Annotated in this window: 17 protein-coding genes; 4 read left to right on the top strand and 13 right to left on the bottom strand. The window is 43.5% G+C overall.

Translation table 11 applies throughout. The annotated features are described in order from the left end of the window. Positions 1–109: 109 nt before the first annotated feature. Both B5D54_RS05675 and degS read left to right on the top strand, forming a co-directional pair. Positions 110–1477, top strand: coding sequence for a Do family serine endopeptidase (locus B5D54_RS05675; RefSeq protein WP_078925568.1), 1368 nt, complete (start codon positions 110–112; stop codon positions 1475–1477). 233 nt (positions 1478–1710) lie between these two features. Then, positions 1711–2772, top strand: a complete 1062-nt coding sequence (gene degS, locus B5D54_RS05670; protein WP_078925567.1) for an outer membrane-stress sensor serine endopeptidase DegS — start codon at positions 1711–1713, stop codon at positions 2770–2772. Positions 2773–2867: 95 nt separating this feature from the next. Here degS and rplS read toward each other — a convergent pair whose 3' ends face one another. The 5 genes from rplS to ffh all read right to left on the bottom strand — a co-directional run bounded on the left by rplS (position 2868) and on the right by ffh (position 6486). Beyond that, positions 2868–3221: a 50S ribosomal protein L19 gene (gene rplS, locus B5D54_RS05665; RefSeq protein WP_078925566.1), complete on the bottom strand. Its 354-nt coding sequence runs from the start codon at positions 3219–3221 to the stop codon at positions 2868–2870. 41 nt (positions 3222–3262) lie between these two features. Further along, on the bottom strand, positions 3263–4006 hold the full coding sequence (gene trmD, locus B5D54_RS05660; RefSeq protein ID WP_078925565.1) for a tRNA (guanosine(37)-N1)-methyltransferase TrmD: 744 nt from the start codon (positions 4004–4006) through the stop codon (positions 3263–3265). 26 nt (positions 4007–4032) lie between these two features. Beyond that, complete coding sequence (gene rimM / locus B5D54_RS05655) at positions 4033–4587, bottom strand: ribosome maturation factor RimM (protein WP_078925564.1); 555 nt, start codon at positions 4585–4587, stop codon at positions 4033–4035. A gap of 18 nt (positions 4588–4605) precedes the next feature. Next, complete coding sequence (gene rpsP, locus B5D54_RS05650; protein WP_078925563.1) at positions 4606–4854, bottom strand: 30S ribosomal protein S16; 249 nt, start codon at positions 4852–4854, stop codon at positions 4606–4608. 255 nt (positions 4855–5109) lie between these two features. Further along, positions 5110–6486, bottom strand: coding sequence for a signal recognition particle protein (gene ffh, locus B5D54_RS05645; protein ID WP_078925562.1), 1377 nt, complete (start codon positions 6484–6486; stop codon positions 5110–5112). Positions 6487–6697: 211 nt separating this feature from the next. Here ffh and B5D54_RS05640 point away from each other — a divergent pair, with 211 nt between their 5' ends. Together B5D54_RS05640 and B5D54_RS05635 are read left to right on the top strand one after the other, a co-directional pair. Next, on the top strand, positions 6698–7492 hold the full coding sequence (locus tag B5D54_RS05640) for a cytochrome C assembly family protein (protein ID WP_078925561.1): 795 nt from the start codon (positions 6698–6700) through the stop codon (positions 7490–7492). Between the two features lie 48 nt (positions 7493–7540). After that, positions 7541–8818 carry an HlyC/CorC family transporter gene (locus tag B5D54_RS05635; RefSeq protein ID WP_078925560.1) on the top strand — a complete coding sequence of 426 codons (1278 nt, stop codon included), beginning with the start codon at positions 7541–7543 and terminating at the stop codon, positions 8816–8818. A 60-nt stretch (positions 8819–8878) separates the two neighbouring features. Here B5D54_RS05635 and luxS read toward each other — a convergent pair whose 3' ends face one another. The 8 genes from luxS to B5D54_RS05595 form a co-directional block, all read right to left on the bottom strand. Beyond that, positions 8879–9397 carry an S-ribosylhomocysteine lyase gene (gene luxS, locus B5D54_RS05630; RefSeq protein WP_078925559.1) on the bottom strand — a complete coding sequence of 173 codons (519 nt, stop codon included), beginning with the start codon at positions 9395–9397 and terminating at the stop codon, positions 8879–8881. A gap of 113 nt (positions 9398–9510) precedes the next feature. After that, positions 9511–11079 (bottom strand): glutamate--cysteine ligase, encoded by a 1569-nt coding sequence (gene gshA / locus B5D54_RS05625; RefSeq protein ID WP_078925558.1) that lies wholly within the window; start codon positions 11077–11079, stop codon positions 9511–9513. A 220-nt stretch (positions 11080–11299) separates the two neighbouring features. After that, entirely contained in the window at positions 11300–14152 is a 2853-nt protein-coding gene (locus B5D54_RS05620; RefSeq protein ID WP_078925557.1) for a M16 family metallopeptidase, read from the bottom strand. A 9-nt stretch (positions 14153–14161) separates the two neighbouring features. After that, positions 14162–14614 carry a YqaA family protein gene (locus tag B5D54_RS05615; protein WP_078925556.1) on the bottom strand — a complete coding sequence of 151 codons (453 nt, stop codon included), beginning with the start codon at positions 14612–14614 and terminating at the stop codon, positions 14162–14164. 2 nt (positions 14615–14616) lie between these two features. Beyond that, on the bottom strand, positions 14617–15567 hold the full coding sequence (locus tag B5D54_RS05610; RefSeq protein ID WP_078925555.1) for an NADP-dependent oxidoreductase: 951 nt from the start codon (positions 15565–15567) through the stop codon (positions 14617–14619). Positions 15568–15675: 108 nt separating this feature from the next. After that, positions 15676–16806, bottom strand: coding sequence for a sodium ion-translocating decarboxylase subunit beta (locus tag B5D54_RS05605; RefSeq protein ID WP_078925554.1), 1131 nt, complete (start codon positions 16804–16806; stop codon positions 15676–15678). Positions 16807–16817: 11 nt separating this feature from the next. After that, entirely contained in the window at positions 16818–18599 is a 1782-nt protein-coding gene (gene oadA / locus B5D54_RS05600; RefSeq protein ID WP_078925553.1) for a sodium-extruding oxaloacetate decarboxylase subunit alpha, read from the bottom strand. Positions 18600–18624: 25 nt separating this feature from the next. Next, positions 18625–18876 (bottom strand): oxaloacetate decarboxylase subunit gamma, encoded by a 252-nt coding sequence (locus B5D54_RS05595; protein WP_078925552.1) that lies wholly within the window; start codon positions 18874–18876, stop codon positions 18625–18627. Positions 18877–19312 lie beyond the last annotated feature (436 nt).

The following is a 19312-nucleotide window of genomic DNA, read 5'->3' as shown; positions in this document are numbered from 1 at the left end:
GAACTTTGCAAAGGTTTTTAAGTCATAACTCTCATTCAGCCAGTTGAAGTTTTTTATAGTAAGACAAATATAAATAACATCCGGCTTAAATCTATTGAGGAGTGTTACGATGAAAAAACCTTTGCTTGTTTTCACAGCATTAACCTTAAGCTTAAGTTCCCTCATCACCCCGTTACATGCGAGTGCCGCATTACCTCTTTCGGTGCAAGGTGAACAATTACCTAGCCTAGCCCCAATGTTAGAAAAGGTGACGCCTGCCGTTGTCAGCATTGCAGTTGAAGGAACACAAGTCTCTCGTCAGCGTATCCCTGATCAATTTCGTTTTTTCTTCGGCCCAGACTTCCCAACCGAGCAATTTCAAGAACGCCCCTTCCGGGGATTAGGCTCAGGGGTCATCATTGATGCTAAAAAGGGCCATGTCGTCACCAATTACCACGTCATTAATGGTGCAGAAAAAATTCGAGTCCAGTTACATGATGGCCGAGAATTTAATGCCGAGCTTGTCGGTGGCGATAAAATGGCCGACATTGCCTTACTCAAACTCGATAATGCTAGAGACTTAACTCAAATGCCAATCGCTGATTCTGATGCTCTGCGTGTGGGGGACTTCGCCATTGCGATAGGTAATCCTTTTGGACTTGGGCAAACCGTCACTTCCGGTATTATTTCAGCGCTTGGACGCAGTGGACTAAATATTGAGAATTTTGAAAATTTCATCCAAACCGATGCCGCTATCAATAGTGGAAATTCAGGAGGCGCATTAGTGAACCTAAAAGGTGAACTAATCGGTATCAACACTGCGATTCTTGGCCCTAATGGTGGTAATGTCGGGATTGGTTTTGCTATTCCAGCTAATATGATGAAAAACCTGACTGACCAAATTCTCGAGTTCGGTGAAGTCAAACGAGGTATGTTGGGGGTACAAGGTGGTGAAGTCACCTCTGAGCTTGCTGAAGCTCTTGGCTATGAGTCTAGTAAAGGGGCTTTTGTAAGCCAAGTCGTTCCCGATAGTGCAGCAGATAAAGCGGGCCTAAAAGCGGGTGATATTATCGTCTCGATTAATGGTAGAAAAATAGACACCTTCTCTGAGCTAAGAGCCACCATTGCAACCTTAGGCGCAGGTAAGGAAGTTAAACTGGGGGTTATTCGTGATGGTCAACAAAAAACCTATCATGTTATCCTTGATGAGCAAGCCAATAGTAAAACCAAAGCAGCAAGTCTGCATCAAGGTTTGACGGGGGCAGAGCTCACTAATACGACAGAAAATGACATCATTCAAGGAGTCAAAGTCACTCAAGTCGAGAAAGGTTCCCCAGCAGAATCTTACCAAATTCAAAAAGACGACATTATCATTGGCGTTAATCGTAAACGAATCAGAAATATAGCAGAATTACGCGCTATTTTAGACCAATCTCCAAATATACTGGCACTGAATATTCAAAGAGGAGAGCGAACTATCTATCTAGTGGTTCGCTAATCAATTAGCGGTAGGTTATAGAAAGGAAAAGGGCAGAACTCTGCCCTTTTGTTATTTTTCAATGCGGTGTTATTCTTCACTTTCGATATTAAGCAATAAAAATAGCCAGAGTGTTCTAAAGATCAAAAAAATGACGCACAGTTCCGGCTATGGATTGTAGTAAATTATGTCTATTAACGTGATAAACCAGCCATGATTTATCACTTTATTTCATTGATTAAGTTGGGGAAAACATGCTGAAATTTCTGGTTCGCTCTGTTGGGTTTGGCCTACTCGCTGCCATTGTCGTTATTCTGTCCGTCCCCTCTTTACGCTCAAACCTTTCCCCTCAACCGAATAGTAACCCTATAAGCATTGGAGCCTTGCAACTCTCTTTTAATGAAGCAGTTCGCAGAGCTGCACCTGCGGTAGTCAACATCTACAGTCGAAAATACTCAGAAAGTGATCGGAGCAAACTGTCAACCCAAGGATTAGGCTCAGGGGTTATTGTGAATGAAAAAGGCTATATTATTACTAACTATCATGTCATTGCCCAAGCCGATCAAATCATTGTTGCTCTTCAAGATGGGCGCGTAGCCGCAGCACAACTCGTCGGACAAGATCGTCGAACCGATATAGCCATCCTGCAAATAGAAGGCAATAATCTTCCTGTTATTCCACAAAATGTACAATATAAAGCCAAAGTGGGGGATATTGTTCTGGCGATAGGCAACCCTTACAACTTAGGTCAAACCACAACGTTTGGTATTATTTCTGCAACAGGACGTTCATCTATCAGTGCTGATGGAAGGCAGGCTTTTATTCAAACCGATGCCGCTATTAATGAAGGGAACTCTGGAGGAGCACTAGTTAATACTCAAGGTGAGTTAGTGGGGATCAATACCGCCTCTTTCCAGCAAGCGACTGATCTCGAAACTTATGGCATTTCATTTGCGATCCCTTTTGAGCTTGCTAATAAAATCATGGAAAAAATCATCGCGGATGGGCGAGTCATTCGTGGCTATATTGGTGTTGATGGACAAGATATTAACGCCGTGACCTCCCGTTTACTCGGAAGTGATCATATTGGTGGCATTGTGATATTGGGTGTTGACCCTAATGGCCCAGCAGCAAAAGCAGGCTTTATGGTGCGTGATATTATTTTGAAAATTGATGGACATAAAATTAATGGTCGACAAAGTGTAATGGATACCGTGACCGATTTACGTCCTGGCAGTGTGATCACCTTTACTCTACTGCGTAAAGGTGAAGAAATCACTCTCCCGGTCACAATTGCAGAAGATACCAGAGAATGATAATCACGCCATTTTATCTATCATTGAGCTAAAATATAGCCATAAAAAACGGAGCCATTAGGCTCCGTTTTTTATGAGAACGCGAAGTTCTAGCATTATTTCTTAGTAAGCTTCTCTTTAATACGAGCGGCTTTACCAGATAGATCGCGTAGGTAGTACAATTTGGCACGACGTACTGCACCACGGCGCTTCACTTCAATGCTATCAACAACTGGAGAGTGAGTTTGGAACGTACGCTCAACACCTTCACCGTTAGAGATCTTACGAACGGTAAATGCTGAGTGTAGACCACGGTTACGGATTGCGATTACAACGCCTTCATAAGCCTGTAGACGCTCACGGTCACCTTCTTTTACCTTAACTTGAACCACAACAGTGTCACCTGGTGCGAATTTAGGTAGGTCTTGTTTCATTTGCTCTTGTTCTAGAGCCTTGATGATATTACTCATTTTTTAAATTCCTAGAATAAACTGATACTAAATTTAATAGGTTATTGGTTGTGGGTTTCTTTAATAAACGCCGCCAATAATTGTTCCTGTTCGTCAGTCAGAGCTAGGTTTTCCAGGAGCTCCGGTCTTCTTAGCCAAGTTCGGCCTAACGACTGCTTGAGTCGCCAGTGACGAATATCCTGATGATTGCCTGACATCAGTACCAAAGGTACTGCTTTGCCATCCAATACTTCAGGACGCGTATAGTGTGGACAATCCAATAAGCCATTCGCAAAAGAGTCTTCTTCTGCTGACGCAAAATCTCCTAAGACTCCCGGTATAAACCGAGAAACCGAGTCAATCAACGTCATCGCTGGAATTTCCCCACCCGTCATTACAAAATCGCCAATTGACCATTCTTCATCAACTTCTGATTCTATAATGCGTTCATCTATCCCTTCATAACGGCCACAAATGAGTAATAAATTATCATTGTTCGCCAGTTCTTCAACCCCTTGTTGGTCAAGTTTTCGACCTTGAGGAGAGAGATAAATCACTTTCGTCTTACCCGGGGCGGCTGCTTTCGCGGCATGAATGGCATCACGTAAAGGTTGCACCATCATTAACATGCCAGGACCACCACCGTACGGTTTATCATCTACGGTGCGACGTTTATCGTCGGTGAAATCACGAGGATTCCAACTTTGAATAGATAATAAGCCTTTTTTTACCGCTTGGCCTGTTACTCCAAAATCCGTCACGCTACGGAACATTTCAGGAAATAGGCTAATAATGCCAACCCACATGTGTTCTTCGCCTTATCGATTTAGAGTTAAAACGCAGGATCCCAGTCAACTTCGATCCGTTGAGCGGTGCGATCAATCTGTTTGATCACTTGCTCTTCAAGAAACGGAATTAATCGTTCCTTCTGTCCAAAAGCATCTTTTAGATTTGCTTTCACTACCAAAACATCGTTGGAGCCAGTTTCTAACATATCGATAACTTCACCAAGATCATAACCTTGTGTCGTTACCACTCGCATGCCAAACAATTCCCGCCAGTAGAATTCATCTTCTGACAATTCAGGTAATACCGCTGGGTCAATTGAAATTTCAAAGTTAGTCAGTAGGTTTGCATCTTCACGAACTTCAAGCCCTTGAAGTTTTGCTACCAAACCTTTGTTATGGCGTTTCCAACTTTCTACTTTGTATTCTACCCATTCGCCCTTTTGGTTAACAAACCAAGGGCTGTAATCAAAAATGCTTTCAGCATTGTCTGTGTAGGACAAAACTTTAAGCCAGCCACGAATGCCATAAGAAGCACCAAACTTACCTACAACAATTTTTTCGCTTTGCTTGCTCATTGTTTGTTTGCCTTCCATCGACATAAACTAGTCTCTATTGAATTAAGCCGCTTTTTGAGCGTCTTTCACTAGTTTAGCTACGCGATCAGATAAAGATGCGCCTTGTGATACCCAATGGTTCACGCGGTCTAAATCAACACGTAGGCCTTCTTCTTGACCTGTTGCTGTAGGGTTAAAGAAACCCACTTTCTCGATGAAACGGCCAGTTGAAGAGTTGCGGCTGTCTGCTACAACGATTTGATAAAATGGACGCTTTTTAGCGCCGTGACGTGCCAAACGAATGGTTACCATGTCGTCCTCTTTGCTTTCTCAAAAATAAAATTAACCCCAGCAACTATTCGGTTAAAAACAGTTTGGGGTCTCGTGCCAAAATAAAGCCTCGGAATTTTACTCTTATTCCGAGGCTTTGCAAGGGGTTTAGCTACTTTTTCGCCACCAAACTCCATCTGGAATTACTGTGAGCTGGCTAGCAGTTTGATCAATCGTACTGAAAAATAAAGTCTTCGATGACTTTCCTGTCTAAGGTTAGCCTATAAAGGAAGCGGATTAACGCCCAAAGAAGCCACCGCCGCCAAACCCTCCCCCCATCATACCTTGCATATTACGCATCATGCCTTTCATGCCACCCTTCTGCATTTTTTTCATCATTTTCTGCATTTGGGTAAACTGCTTAAGCAATCGGTTAATGTCTTGTACTTGGGTCCCAGAACCTGCGGCGATCCGTTTTTTCCGTGAGCCTTTGATTAACTCTGGATTTTGGCGTTCTTTCATGGTCATCGAATTAATAATGGCTTCCATCTGTTTGAACATCCGATCATCCACTTTGTCTTTCACTCCCGCTGGAAGTTGAGACATACCAGGAAGCTTATCCAGCATTCCCATCATGCCGCCCATATTTTGCATTTGTCCGAGCTGTTCACGAAAGTCTTCTAAATCAAAACCCTTTTTCTCTTTGAATTTTTTCGCCAGCTTTTCTGCTTTTTCATGGTCGACGTTACGCTGCAAATCTTCAATCAGCGATAACACATCCCCCATTCCTAGAATACGAGAAGCAACGCGATCAGGATGGAAAGGTTCCAAGGCATCAGTTTTTTCACCGACTCCTAAGAATTTAATGGGTTTGCCTGTGATATGACGAACCGATAATGCCGCACCACCACGTGCATCACCATCAACTTTAGTCAGAATAACCCCTGTTAATGGTAGTGCATCGCCAAAGGCTTTTGCCGTATTCGCCGCATCTTGCCCTGTCATGGCATCAACCACAAATAAGGTTTCAACAGGGTTTATGGATTGATGCAGAGCTTGAATTTCACCCATCATTTGTTCATCTACCGCCAAGCGCCCTGCGGTATCGACAATCAATACATCATAAAATTTCTTTTTAGCATGCTCTACCGCAGCCGTGGCTATATCGATAGGGTTTTGATCGGCTGACGAGGGGAAGAAATCGACGTCAAGATCATTGGCTAACGTTTCCAACTGTTTAATCGCCGCTGGGCGATATACGTCAGCAGAAACCACTAAGACTTTCTTCTTATCGCGTTCTTTCAGTAATTTAGAAAGTTTACCTACACTGGTCGTTTTACCAGCCCCTTGCAAACCCGCCATCAAAATTACCGCTGGCGGTTGAGCGGCTAAATTCAACGCTTCATTCGCCTCGCCCATCACAGCTTCTAGCTCTTGACGAACGATCTTAATAAATTCTTGCCCCGGCGTTAAGGATTTAGAAACCTCAACGCCAACCGCACTCTCTTTCACTCGACTGACGAATTCACGCACCACTGGCAATGCGACATCAGCCTCAAGCAAAGCCATTCGGACTTCACGTAAGGTTTCTTTAATGTTGTCTTCGGTAAGACGCCCTTTACCACTGATATTTTTCAGCGTTTTGGATAATCGATCTGTTAAATTCTCAAACATGTTTTTCTCTTCGCTATTAGGCGATCAATACGTCTGAGTATACCTTAGCCAAATGGCTAGGCATACCCATTGCGAGCCTCAAGCAGATTTCTTTCTCTGATGGGGTTACCATTCCATATATCAACCTTCAAAAACGATAACGATCCAACGTAGCCCATTGAGGCTTAGCAGGGTATAATTCTTTAATTGAGCAACCAATTTTGTGACCAGCATGGATAACCTAATCGCTATCGTTGCCGCTATTTTATATTTTTTATCGATTGCCACCATTGTTCCTGGGCTGGTCAATCAAACTGGCGTCAAAGCAAAAACTGTTTTTATTAGTGCCGCACTCGGGCTTTTTTTTCACGCATGGTTACTCGTGGGGTTGATTTTGCATGGTTCAGGCCAAAACCTGAGCATTCTTAATGTGGCTTCACTGATCAGCTTTATTATCGCTCTAGTCATGAGTTTAGCGATGTTTAAAGCTCGTTTATGGTTTTTACTTCCCGTGGTGTATAGCTTTTCAGCAATTAACTTGTCCCTAGCGGCATTTCTCCCGAGTACCTTTATCACGCATTTAGAACATGATCCGAAATTAATGGTGCATATTTCTTTCGCACTCTTTTCCTACTCAACATTGTCAATCGGGGCGCTCTATGCGTTACAGCTGGCGTGGCTTGATTATAAGTTAAAAAAGAAAAAAGGCTTATCTATTAACCCAAACCTTCCCCCTCTCATGATGGTTGAGAGGCAACTGTTTAAGATCATCTTGATTGGTAACTTACTACTAACTGGAACGCTGCTAACGGGGCTCATTTTTGTTCAAGATATGTTTGCACAGGGAAAAGCTCATAAAGCTATCTTGTCTTTTGTTGCTTGGATTGTATATTCCCTTTTATTGTGGGGACATTATCAAAAAGGCTGGCGTGGACGTAAAGTGACTTGGTTTGCGATTGCCGGTGCTACGCTGCTAACCTTAGCCTATTTTGGCAGCCGTTTTGTCAAAGAGATCATTCTTAGCTAAGGTCAATGATGATCACGTATTTTTAATTACATAAGGAAACAGTGCGTTTTGGACGACATATCAACGGGTATCTTATTTGCGCTACTCGCGTGTCTTATCGTTATTTCAGCTTACTTCTCAGGTTCTGAAACTGGCATGATGGCTCTTAACCGTTACCGCTTAAAACATTTGGCAAGTACCGGACATAAAGGAGCCAAACGAGTTGAACGGTTACTCAGCCGCCCAGACCGCTTAATTGGTCTTATTTTAATTGGCAACAATCTGGTTAACATTCTGGCTTCAGCCATCGCCACCATTATTGGGATGCGTTTGTATGGCAATATAGGCGTTGCCATTGCAACCGGAGCTCTCACCTTAGTAGTGTTAGTCTTTGCTGAAGTGACCCCAAAAACGTTAGCCGCTCTCTATCCAGAACGCGTTTCTTATACCAGTAGCGTGGTTTTAAGTATTTTAATGAAGCTGATGGCCCCTTTAGTTATTTTTGTTAACTTGATCACTAATGGTTTCTTACGCTTACTTGGGGTAAAGGCAAAACACGGCGGGGAGGATCCTCTCAGCTCAGATGAATTACGCACGATAGTAAACGAAGCAGGTCGTCTTATCCCTCGTCGCCACCAAGATATGTTGCTGTCCATTCTCGATCTTGAGCATGTGACAGTGAACGACATTATGATCCCACGAAATGAGATTACTGGTATTAATATTAATGATGATTGGAAGTCCATCATCCGACAGTTAACACACTCACCCCATGGCCGAGTTGTCCTGTATCGGGATAATATTGATGAAGCCGTTGGTATGCTACGCCTGCGAGAAGCAGCCCGCTTGATGCTGGAAAAAAACGAATTCAATAAAGAGACACTTTTTCGAGCCGCAGATGAAGTCTACTTCATCCCAGAAGGCACTCCACTGAATGTGCAGTTACTGAAGTTTCAACGCAATAAAGAGCGTATCGGGCTTATTGTGGATGAATACGGTGACATTATCGGGTTAATTACACTAGAAGATATTTTGGAAGAGATTGTCGGTGAATTCACGACCTCTATGTCACCCAGTTTGGCTGAGGAAATCACACCGCAAGGCGATGGCAGTTTTTTAATTGAAGGCAGTGCAAACATTCGAGACATCAACAAGAGCTTGAAATGGAAACTCCCGACTGACGGCCCAAGAACATTAAATGGTTTAATTTTAGAACACCTTGAAGAGATCCCAGAAAGCCATTTAAGTGTGAAGGTCGCCAGCCACCCCATGGAGATCATGGAGTTGGAAGAAAATCGAATTAAGCTGGTACGTGTTTTTCCACGTAAGGTGAAAAAAGGCAAATAATCACACATTTTCTCTTATAAAAAAGGCTTGGTTATCAATACCAAGCCTTTTTATTATCAATCAATCGACTTTTAATGACTGAAGCATAGCTTCAGGTAGAGCCAACTCGTCATTTTTATTCACTCGAATTCCAGACTGAATAACTTGTTGGGCGATCACTTTTGCTTCCGATAAAGAATGCATAGCGGCCGTGCCACATTGGTACTCATTTAACTCAGGAATCTTATCTTGGCTTTCCACCTTAAGCACATCATTCATTGCGGCGAGCCAGGCATGGGCAACCTGCTCTTCACTCGGTGTACCAATTAAGCTCATATAAAAACCCGTTCGGCACCCCATTGGAGAAATATCAATAATTTCTACAATATCGCTATTGAGGTGGTCGCGCATGAATCCGGCATATAAATGCTCCAGCGTGTGAATCCCTTTTTCAGATAAAATCGCTTTATTGGGTAACGTAAAACGTAAATCAAACACCGTAATCGTATCACCTTTGGGGGTTTGCATTGTCTTAGCTACTCGCACTGCAGGAGCCTGCATACGAGTATGGTCAACCGTAAAACTGTCTAGTAATGGCATGTTCTTCTCTCCTTGGATACATCCCTAACCGAGAATGTTATCACTATCCTGACACCAATATACAGAAGTGAGCATAGCGATCTGACTGGACATTGGTCTTATTCCTAATACCGCTATTCTTCTAAATAACGAAAGTAGTTTTGTAGAAACTCATCAAAACTCTGGGTATCTTGTTGTTCAATGGCCTGTTGAGCCGCCAATGACCGACTCACCTCTTGCTCCATGATTGATGATGAGTAGGTTTGATATACATGTTGTAGATTCGCCTCTTGGTATTTTTCTCCCAAATAGCGCCCAACCTTACCCAACCCACCAAGCTCTCGGGTTTGCTCCAGAATTTGAGCGGATAGTGTTTTTTCTGGATGATCAATCCAATCGGCTAATTGCTGACAAACCTCTTGATAAGCGGTGTCACCATTAGCTTTATCCATCTGCTCTGCAATGAGTGTTAGGTCAGAGAAAACACGTTTGGCCCACTCAGCTAAAGTTAACTTTTCACCATGACAACCAATTTGCAGCTCAAGCCCAGGTTTACGACCTTCTAAGACGACTTTACGCCAGTTATCACGCCAGCATTCCAATTCACAATTATCCATTGGGTCCGAATCAGATAATGCCGTCCAAGTCAGGAAAAGATCCAAGAAGCGGACTTGCTGTTCTGTAATGCCAATCGGGCTAAATGGATTCACATCCAGTGACCGAACTTCGATATATTCGACACCCGCTCGCGCTAAAGCATCCGAGGGTTTTTCACCCGATTGAGCTACACGTTTAGGCCGAATCGGCGCATACAGCTCATTTTCAATTTGTAGAATATTGCTGTTGAGTTGGCGGTATTCACCGTCCACTTTTACTCCAATTTTAGCAAACGCTTCTGAAGGAGTTCGGATCGCTTGATTAAGCCCAGTCAAGTATTGATCAATACTATTAAATCCAATCTTCAATACACTTTGCGCATGGTTGGTATAACCTAAATCACTTAAACGTAATGAGGTCGCATAAGGAAGATAAAGCGTTTGACCAATAGCCTCAAATGGGAGATCGGTTTTTCGATCTTGAACAAATGAAGAACATAAGGCCGGAGATGCACCAAAAAAATAAGGGATCAACCAACCAAAGCGATAGTAGTTACGAATGACAGAAAAGTACGCTGCCGACTTCGTCTCTTGACGCTGAGCTTCAGGCTGCTCACCATATAACGCATCCCAAAAGGTTTCTGGAAATGAGAAGTTAAAGTGTACCCCAGAAATAATTTGCATCAGGCTGCCATAGCGCTGCTTCAAACCTGTACGATAAAGCGTTTTCATCCGACCTGAATTTGAACTACCGTACTGGGCTAATTGAATATCCTCTTCCGAACCCACATAGCAAGGCATCGATAATGGCCATAACTTTTCATGAGCAATCTTACTTTGAGCAAAATGATGCACATCAGAAAGCTGGGCCATCAAGGTATCCACCTTATGGGAAACCGGCGTGATAAATTCAAGTAGCGATTCAGCAAAATCGGTCGTGATCCAACGATGCGTTAAGGGCGAGCCTAAGCTTTGAGGATGAGGAGTTTGAGCAATGGCACCATCTGGGGTGTATCGTAAGGTTTCACGCTCAACCCCACGGCTGAACTGTTGGAATACTTCAGGTTGATCAGCAACTCGTTTAAGTCGCGCAACAAAATTAGTCAAAATGAGATTCGCTTATATTGGTTAGGTTCGAAATGAAGCTGAGCGTAACTCGTTACTCACCGATAATAATGCTAGGTCATCGGCTTCCTTCATGACCTAGCGTTGAGTAACTCACTCACTTTTCCTAGTGCAACTCATCGAGTGCAATGATCTCTCGTTATGAGCAGGAAACAGCCGAATGAATATCTTCCCTGTGCAGTTACTTGGGTATATGCGTACTCTAGCGGATGATTTCAAGCTCTTCTATAGGAATTGCTAACTTTTCTAATTGTGGTTTTAGATTTTTCATATCCCCTACCACGATAATTTGGTAATCCTGAGGTTGAAACCATTTCTTCGCTAACGTATTTAACGTCCCTTTATCAACACGACTGACCAGTTGATTACGTTGCTGTAAATAATCGCGGTCTAAGTGATAGCTTAAAATCTGGCTGATCAACTGAGCCTTTTGAGAGGGCGTTTCATAACTTAAGGCATCTTGTTGTCCAACCGCGAGACGTAAAAAATTCATCTCTTCATCAGTTAAGCCTTGCTGGCTAAAATGCATTAACTCTTGTTGGATTTCCTTTATCGCCTCAACCGTGACATTGGCTCGGACCTGTGTGTGAAAAATAACAGCCCCCACTTCTCGATTACTAGAAAAATAACCACTGGCTCCGTAGGTATAACCTTTATCTTCACGTAAATTTTGATTGATTCGACTATTAAAGTTTCCAGCCAAATTAAAGTTAGCCAATTGACTTAGATACAGCTCACCCGTTGCATCAAAAGGTAAACCTTTGCGAACCAAACGAACCACACTTTGTGGTGCACCGGGTTTATCAACCACATAGATTTTTTGCTCAGCCAAATGATGAACAACTTGTGGGCTCAGCATAGGTGCGAGATCCCCTTTCCAGTTGGCAAAAAAGGTTAACCCATCGATCACTTCTTGACGATCAATATCCCCCACCACCACAATTTGTGCCCCATTGGGAGTATAGTGCTGCTGGTAGAACATCTTGACATCTTCCAGCGTCAATGAGGCAATAGAGGCTTGTGTCCCCTCACTGGAACGAGAAAAAATCGATTGGCCAAACAATACTTGTCGGGTAGCCTGTGAGGCCAACCAGCTTGGTTGCTGATGCCGATAAACAATACCTTGCAACATCTGCTGCTGAAGCAATGTAAAATCTTGTTCATTAAATCCAGGACTTAGCAGCACCTCTTCCAACACCGCTAAGGTTGCTGGTAAATGCTTTTTCAAGCTAGAAACCACAATATTTGTAGAATATGCTCCGGCATTAACACGGATCATTGACCCCAACTTATCAAGTTCAGCCTGAATATCTTCCACACTTCGTTTGGCTGAATCTTGCTCTAGTAAAGCGGCCGTTAAATTTGCTAATCCTTCTTTTCCTACTTCAACATAGCGTTCCCCTGCCGGAAGACGGATCTCCATCAACACCGTCGGTGTTTCCGTCATCTTCGTTCCTAATAACTCAGCCCCATTATCAAAGTACCAATCATAAAGAGGGGGCATCTGTGCCTGAACCGCTTGTGCCACAGCAGGCATCACTGAGCGATCAAACTCATCATTAACCTGACGATACGCGAGCTGATCGTCACTAATTTTCTGATAATCAGGTAGCTGACGTGTAGGAGTGACAAATGTCGCCGCATGAGCAACCCACTCCGTTTTCCCTTTCGGCACCACACTTAAAGTAACTTTCGGTTGATGTTCAATATATTGAAGAAAAACCTGTTTCACGGAATCAGGAGAGACGGCTCTCAACTGGTTCAGTTGCAGCTCAATTCGATCCGGTTGCCCATAAAATGTTTGGTTACTGGCTAACTGACTCACTTTACCGCGCACACTTTGCAAGGCAAAAATCGCATTGGCTTCAGCTTGTCCGGTAATCTGTTCCAAACGAGAAATACTCACCCCTTGTTGAGAAAACTGTTGCAAGGTATCCATTAATGCTTGATACAATGGCGCTAAGTGTGACTGTTCACCGGATGGGGCCATTGCATAAACATAAAACGTACACGCCAGCTCGGCACAATCTTGAAAAGCGCCAGCATCAACCGCTTGCTGAGTTTTCACTAAATTTTGATAAAGTAAACTGTTACTACCACTCCCTAGCACTTGCGCTAGAATGTCTAAAGAAGCTTGTTGCTCAGCGCCTAAATAAGCGGTTGGCCAACCAACCACAACCATTGGCTGCCGAATTCTGTCTTCTAAGGTGATGTAACGATCTTGCTCTAAACGAGCGGGTTGTTTAGGCGCCTTCTCAACCTTTGGCCCTTTAGGAATACTGCCAAAATAACGATTCACCCACTCCAATGTTTGGTTAATATCGATGTCACCACCGATACTCAATACCGCATTATTAGGTCCATACCAACGCAAAAAAAAGGCTTTAAGATCATTAACATCAACTCGATCTAAATCTTCAACATAGCCTATCGTTTGCCAAGAATAAGGATGGCTTTCAGGATAAAGGGCTTCGGATATTTTTTCCCAGATCAAACCATATGGGCGGTTATCATAATTCTGAGCTCGCTCGTTTTTCACTGTCTCTCGTTGAATTTCAAACTTATGCTGAGACACGGCTTCAAGCAAAAAGCCCATACGATCTGACTCTAACCATAATACTTTTTCTAATTGATTCGATGGCACCGTTTGGAAGTAATTGGTTCGATCTCGATTGGTGGTTCCGTTTAATTCCCCCCCGGCTTCCGTGATCAGACGGAAGTGCTCTTGATCCGCGACATGTTGAGAACCTTGAAACATCATGTGTTCAAAAAAATGAGCAAAGCCCGACTTTCCAACTTCTTCTCTTGCTGAGCCGACATGGTAAGTGACATCCACATGTACAAGAGGATCGGAATGATCCGGTGACAAAATAACCGTCAAACCATTAGCCAATTGATATTTACTATAAGGAATCATCGCCTTATCGGGTTGAGCATCCACTTGCTCTATTAAAGTAACCCCCGAAGGTAAAGAGGAAAAAAAGGGAAAAGAAGGTGAAGAGGAACAGCCGTATAGCGCAAGAAGAGCAACCACACCAATCAAAAGTTTTTTCATCACAACTCCTTAGAAAAAACCATAAAAAACAGCACCCAGCATAGCGTAACGAAAAGCCTTACCAAGCATAATCATGCTCAATACCGGTAAACTTTTCATTCTCAGCCATCCAGCGGCTAAACAAAGAGGGTCACCAATAATGGGTAACCAGCTCAACAATAATGCCCAATAGCCATGTTTATGTAACCATTGTAATGCTTTATGACCCTGATTTTCTTGCTGAGTTCGATTCGGTAATAGCCAACCTAACCAATAATTCGTCATTCCCCCCAGAGTGTTACCTAAGGTAGCAATAGCGATAATAGTCATAGGAGAGAATGTCTGAATCGCAAAAGTGGCGATCAATACCGCCTCTGAACCTCCCGGTAAAAGGGTGGCGCTAAGAAAACTCACAGAAAATAAAACCCAAAGAGCAGAGTCTGAAAAAAACTGAGCTCCTTGGGAAAAATAAAGATCAAACAAGACTAATTCTGCATATCAAGTAAAATTTTACCGCGTGTATGTCCCGTTTCAATTTGCTCATGAGCTTCTCGAACCTGACATATTGAATAAACATGTTGAATTTCTACTTTTAGCAAGCCGACACTGACCATATATAACAGTGTATCCAACTGCTCAGGGTTAGGATCAACCAACATACCGGTAGCGTCAAAACCTAACATTTTCGCTTTTTCACAGATCAATTCAGCACTTAATGTAGGAACCGTCACCACTCGGGCATGATCATTAAGACATTTCAAAGCATCTAATGCAGCCTCTCCTCCTACTAGGTCTATCAGCACATCAACCCCTTTTAAGCGTTGTGAAACTGGAGCAAATTGGTAGTTAATCGCATGAGCCCCTAAAGTAGCGAGATAATCAAGGTTCGCTTCACTACATGTAGTATACACTTCCGCTTTCGCTGCAATTGCCACTTGTAATGCAATGTGGCCCACCCCACCAGCTCCCGCGAGAATTAAGACTCGCTCCCCCTCTTTCACTTGGGCTTTACTTAATGCTTGTGCCGCAGTTTGCCCAGCAAGAGGTAATGCAGCAGCGGCCTCTAATGTAACGGCGTTAGGCACGATACTAAGCTCTTTTTCTGGTACACAGAGATACTGGCTATAACCTCCACCGCGAAGCGGAAAGCCAATAAACCCAGCGACATTCATGCCTTCTGCTAACTTTGTAACACCAGAGCCCACCTTTATCACTTGTCCAGCCATGTCATACCCAGGCACCCATGGCAATTTATCTTTATTCTGTGCCGCCGCCCAGCCAAGCCCAGCTCGAGTCTTCACATCAATAGGGTTGATACTTGCAAAAGCCACCTTCACCAGAACTTCTCCTTCCTGAGGTTCAGGAATCTCGGATGACTGAATAGCGAGCACTTCTGGCCCACCAAATTGGGTAATGACGATCTGCTTATTGTCCATATTCTAGGTCCCTATTGCTGGCAATGAAAAAGGGATGCCGAAGCATCCCCTTGAATATATACTATTTTATTACTAGTCGTTAACTGTAGCCTTAAAATTAACGCCCATTTAACCGACTAGGGCTAATAAAACCCCTGCCGCAACTGCTGAGCCTAAAACCCCAGCAACGTTTGGCCCCATGGCATGCATCAACAAAAAGTTTTGTGGATTCGCTTCCAAGCCAACTTTATTGACAACACGCGCAGCCATTGGCACAGCAGATACTCCAGCCGCGCCAATTAGTGGGTTAATATCTTCTTTAGAGAACTTGTTCAGCAATTTCGCCATCAAAACGCCACCTGCTGTCCCGATACTAAAAGCAACCGCACCGAGCAATAAAATACCTAAAGTAGAAATATTAAGAAATTGATCTGCTTGAAGTTTTGAACCTACCCCGAGACCTAAGAAAATAGTCACAATGTTAATCAGTTCATTTTGTGCCGTTTTTGATAGACGATCGACCACGCCGGCTTCACGCATCAAGTTACCCAAACAGAACATCCCGACCAGTGGGGTTGCTGATGGCAAAAACAAAATCGCCATCAGTAATACCAACATCGGAAAAATAATTTTCTCTGCTTTGCTAACATGACGTAATTGGGCCATTTTGATCTGCCGCTCTTTCGGCGTCGTCAATGCTTTCATGATCGGCGGCTGAATGATAGGGACTAATGCCATATAGCTGTAGGCTGCAACCGCAATCGCTCCCAGTAACTTCGGTGACAGCTGGCTAGCTAAGAAAATGGCGGTTGGACCATCAGCCCCACCAATGATCGCTATTGACGAGGCATCGGCCAACGAAAACTCCATTCCTGGCACATAGTTAAGCATGATCGCACCAAATAATGTTGCAAAAATACCGAACTGCGCAGCGGCACCGAGCCACAAGGTTTTAGGGTTGGCAATCAAAGCACCAAAGTCCGTCATTGCCCCTACGCCCATAAAAATCAGCAGAGGGAAAATACCCGACTCTATTCCAATGTAGTACACGTAATACAAAAGCCCACCCGGCTCAGTAAAACCAGCATTAGGAATATTTGCCAAAATCGCCCCAAACCCAATCGGTAGTAGCAATAAAGGCTCAAAGCCTTTACGTATGGCTAAGAACAACAATACACAGCCGACAAAAATCATAATGATTTGGCCAAGCTCAAAGTTAGCAATCCCTGTTTCCCGCCACAGGGTCAATAATCCGTCCATGTTACACCCTTTTATACCAAACTTAAGATTGGTGCACCGACTGTCACTGCATCCCCTTCCTTAACATGCAGTTCTTGGACGACACCACAACGTGCAGCTCGAACTTCCGTTTCCATCTTCATCGCTTCTAAAATGACTAAGACATCCCCTTCAGCGACTTCTGTCCCAGGCTGAACTTGAATCTTAAAGATATTACCCGCGAGCGGTGCTGATACCGCTTCCGCATTCGCAGAACTCACCGAAGGAGAGACTGCCGAGGCTGGTTCGCTAGCGGTTACCGAGTTAAGTTGACCTTGGGGGCCCACTTCCACTTGATAAACTTGTCCATCAACTTTGACGCTATAAGTTTCGATACCCTGTACAGCACCTTTCACCACTGGCACTACAGCAGATTCTACCGATTCAGTTCCAGGTACAGGTTCAAAAGCCTCAGGATTATGGCGATTTTTTAGGAATTTAAGGCCAACTTGAGGGAAAAGAGCATACGTCAAAACATCATCGACCGTATCTTCCGCTAATGAAATCCCTTCCGCTTTGGCTTTTTCTAACAATTCTGTCGTTAAATGATCCATTTCCGCTTTCAGTAAATCTGCGGGGCGACAAATAATGGGCTCACTACCATCCAAAACTTGAGCCTGTAATGCTGAATTCACTTCTGCCGGTGTGGCACCATATTCTCCTTTCAAAACACCAGCCGTTTCTTTAGTAATACTCTTATAGCGCTCACCCGTTAATACGTTAATGACGGCTTGAGTTCCCACAATTTGTGAAGTGGGCGTTACCAGTGGAATGTACCCCAGATCTTGGCGCACTCGGGGAATTTCTTGCAACACCTCATCAAGACGATCAGCCGCACCTTGTTCTTTCAACTGACTTTCCATATTCGTCAGCATTCCACCCGGTACTTGAGCAATCAAAATTCGAGAATCCACACCTTTCAGTTGACCTTCAAACTTGGCATATTTTTTACGTACTTCACGAAAATAAGCAGCAATAGGCGCTAATTGTTCAAGGTTGAGTGTCGTATCACGCTCTGTCCCTTGTAACATAGCAACCACGGTTTCAGTCGGAGTATGACCATAGGTTTGGCTCATTGAGGAAATGGCCGTATCAAGAATATCGACCCCCGCTTCTACTGCTTTTATTGCTGTTGCTGTCGATAATCCAGTTGTCGCATGACAATGTAAAGCCAATGGAACATCACAAGATGCTTTGATGCGTGAGACTAACGCTTCCGCTTCATAGGGCTTTAAAAGGCCAGACATATCTTTAATACAAAGTGAATGGCACCCGAGATCTTCTAGACGCTTCGCTAAATCAACCCAAGTTTCGATATTATGAACAGGGCTTGTTGTATAAGAGAGCGTCCCTTGTGCATGCGCACCCACATTGACGGTGGCTTTGATCGCTTGTTCAAAGTTTCGCACATCATTCATGGCATCAAAAATGCGAAAAACATCCATACCATTAGCATGAGCTCGCTCAACAAACTTCTCAACCACATCGTCGGCATAGTGACGATATCCCAGCAGATTCTGCCCTCGCAATAACATCTGCATCGGGGTATTTGGCATCGCCTTTTTTAATGCACGTAGACGTTCCCATGGGTCTTCACCCAAATATCGAATACAAGCATCAAAGGTCGCCCCACCCCATGTTTCTAACGACCAATAGCCAACCTTGTCCAACTCTGCCGCAATAGGCAACATATCATCCAGACGCATACGCGTCGCAAACAATGACTGATGGGCGTCTCTTAACACCACATCGGTAATAGCAAGTGCTTTAGACATGCTCATTAACTCCTTTTAATTCTTACTACTTAGCAGCTGATTGTCGATATTGATGTACAGCCGCAGAAATAGCTGCCACCACCCGAGGGTGAAGAGCAGCAGAGGTGGGTTGAATTGTTTTTTTAGGGCTGACTAGCGGTTGAGGTACTTCTTGCGGTACCAATTTAGACATTAACCGAACGAGATATACCAAAATGGTTAAAAATAGAAATACAACAATCATCCCTGTCATCATCAGGGTTGCCGCATCAATAAGTAGGCTTCCAATATCTATCATCTTGATTCCTTTCTGTGTCATCCTGACAGCCTTTGTCTGAAATAAAAAAGACTATCCCAACAAAGCCAAGGGGATTATCTCGACTTGGAGAAAATTGTCAATTTTGTTTAAGACTCTTTAGATGAATCCGAACAATCAAGTGAAAGAAGCGTCATATGAATCACAAAATGACATGTAATCTAGCTAGAAAAATCGCACATTTTTAATAAATATGGATAGATTTATAGAAATTTGAAATGAAAGTTAAAATGAGAAGAACAAAAGAGAAATGGAGTAATAAAAACAACAAGTTGTAAAAACAAAACATGAAAAATGCTAATGTTTTGTAAAAAAACAAAACCCTGCTATTTAGCAGGGTTCTTAAGGTGGCGCGCTCAGGAGGATTCGAACCTCCGACCGCCTGGTTCGTAGCCAGGTACTCTATCCAGCTGAGCTA

Origin of the sequence: Vibrio cincinnatiensis DSM 19608 (genome assembly GCF_900167345.1) — a bacterium.
Lineage (GTDB): Bacteria > Pseudomonadota > Gammaproteobacteria > Enterobacterales > Vibrionaceae > Vibrio > Vibrio cincinnatiensis.
This window is presented reverse-complemented; position numbering and strand designations above follow the sequence as displayed.

What these genes read in the sequence shown, in the direction of transcription:
- rimM (WP_078925564.1), bottom strand. Translation starts at nt 4,587, where the DNA reads ATGTCGATGGAAGGCAAACAAACAATGAGCAAGCAAAGCGAAAAAATT.
- degS (WP_078925567.1), top strand. Translation starts at nt 1,711, where the DNA reads ATGCTGAAATTTCTGGTTCGCTCTGTTGGGTTTGGCCTACTCGCTGCC.
- B5D54_RS05640 (WP_078925561.1), top strand. Translation starts at nt 6,698, where the DNA reads ATGGATAACCTAATCGCTATCGTTGCCGCTATTTTATATTTTTTATCG.
- ffh (WP_078925562.1), bottom strand. Translation starts at nt 6,486, where the DNA reads ATGTTTGAGAATTTAACAGATCGATTATCCAAAACGCTGAAAAATATC.
- trmD (WP_078925565.1), bottom strand. Translation starts at nt 4,006, where the DNA reads ATGTGGGTTGGCATTATTAGCCTATTTCCTGAAATGTTCCGTAGCGTG.
- B5D54_RS05605 (WP_078925554.1), bottom strand. Translation starts at nt 16,806, where the DNA reads ATGGACGGATTATTGACCCTGTGGCGGGAAACAGGGATTGCTAACTTT.
- B5D54_RS05620 (WP_078925557.1), bottom strand. Translation starts at nt 14,152, where the DNA reads ATGAAAAAACTTTTGATTGGTGTGGTTGCTCTTCTTGCGCTATACGGC.
- B5D54_RS05610 (WP_078925555.1), bottom strand. Translation starts at nt 15,567, where the DNA reads ATGGACAATAAGCAGATCGTCATTACCCAATTTGGTGGGCCAGAAGTG.
- rplS (WP_078925566.1), bottom strand. Translation starts at nt 3,221, where the DNA reads ATGAGTAATATCATCAAGGCTCTAGAACAAGAGCAAATGAAACAAGAC.
- oadA (WP_078925553.1), bottom strand. Translation starts at nt 18,599, where the DNA reads ATGTCTAAAGCACTTGCTATTACCGATGTGGTGTTAAGAGACGCCCAT.
- B5D54_RS05595 (WP_078925552.1), bottom strand. Translation starts at nt 18,876, where the DNA reads ATGATAGATATTGGAAGCCTACTTATTGATGCGGCAACCCTGATGATG.
- rpsP (WP_078925563.1), bottom strand. Translation starts at nt 4,854, where the DNA reads ATGGTAACCATTCGTTTGGCACGTCACGGCGCTAAAAAGCGTCCATTT.
- luxS (WP_078925559.1), bottom strand. Translation starts at nt 9,397, where the DNA reads ATGCCATTACTAGACAGTTTTACGGTTGACCATACTCGTATGCAGGCT.
- B5D54_RS05675 (WP_078925568.1), top strand. Translation starts at nt 110, where the DNA reads ATGAAAAAACCTTTGCTTGTTTTCACAGCATTAACCTTAAGCTTAAGT.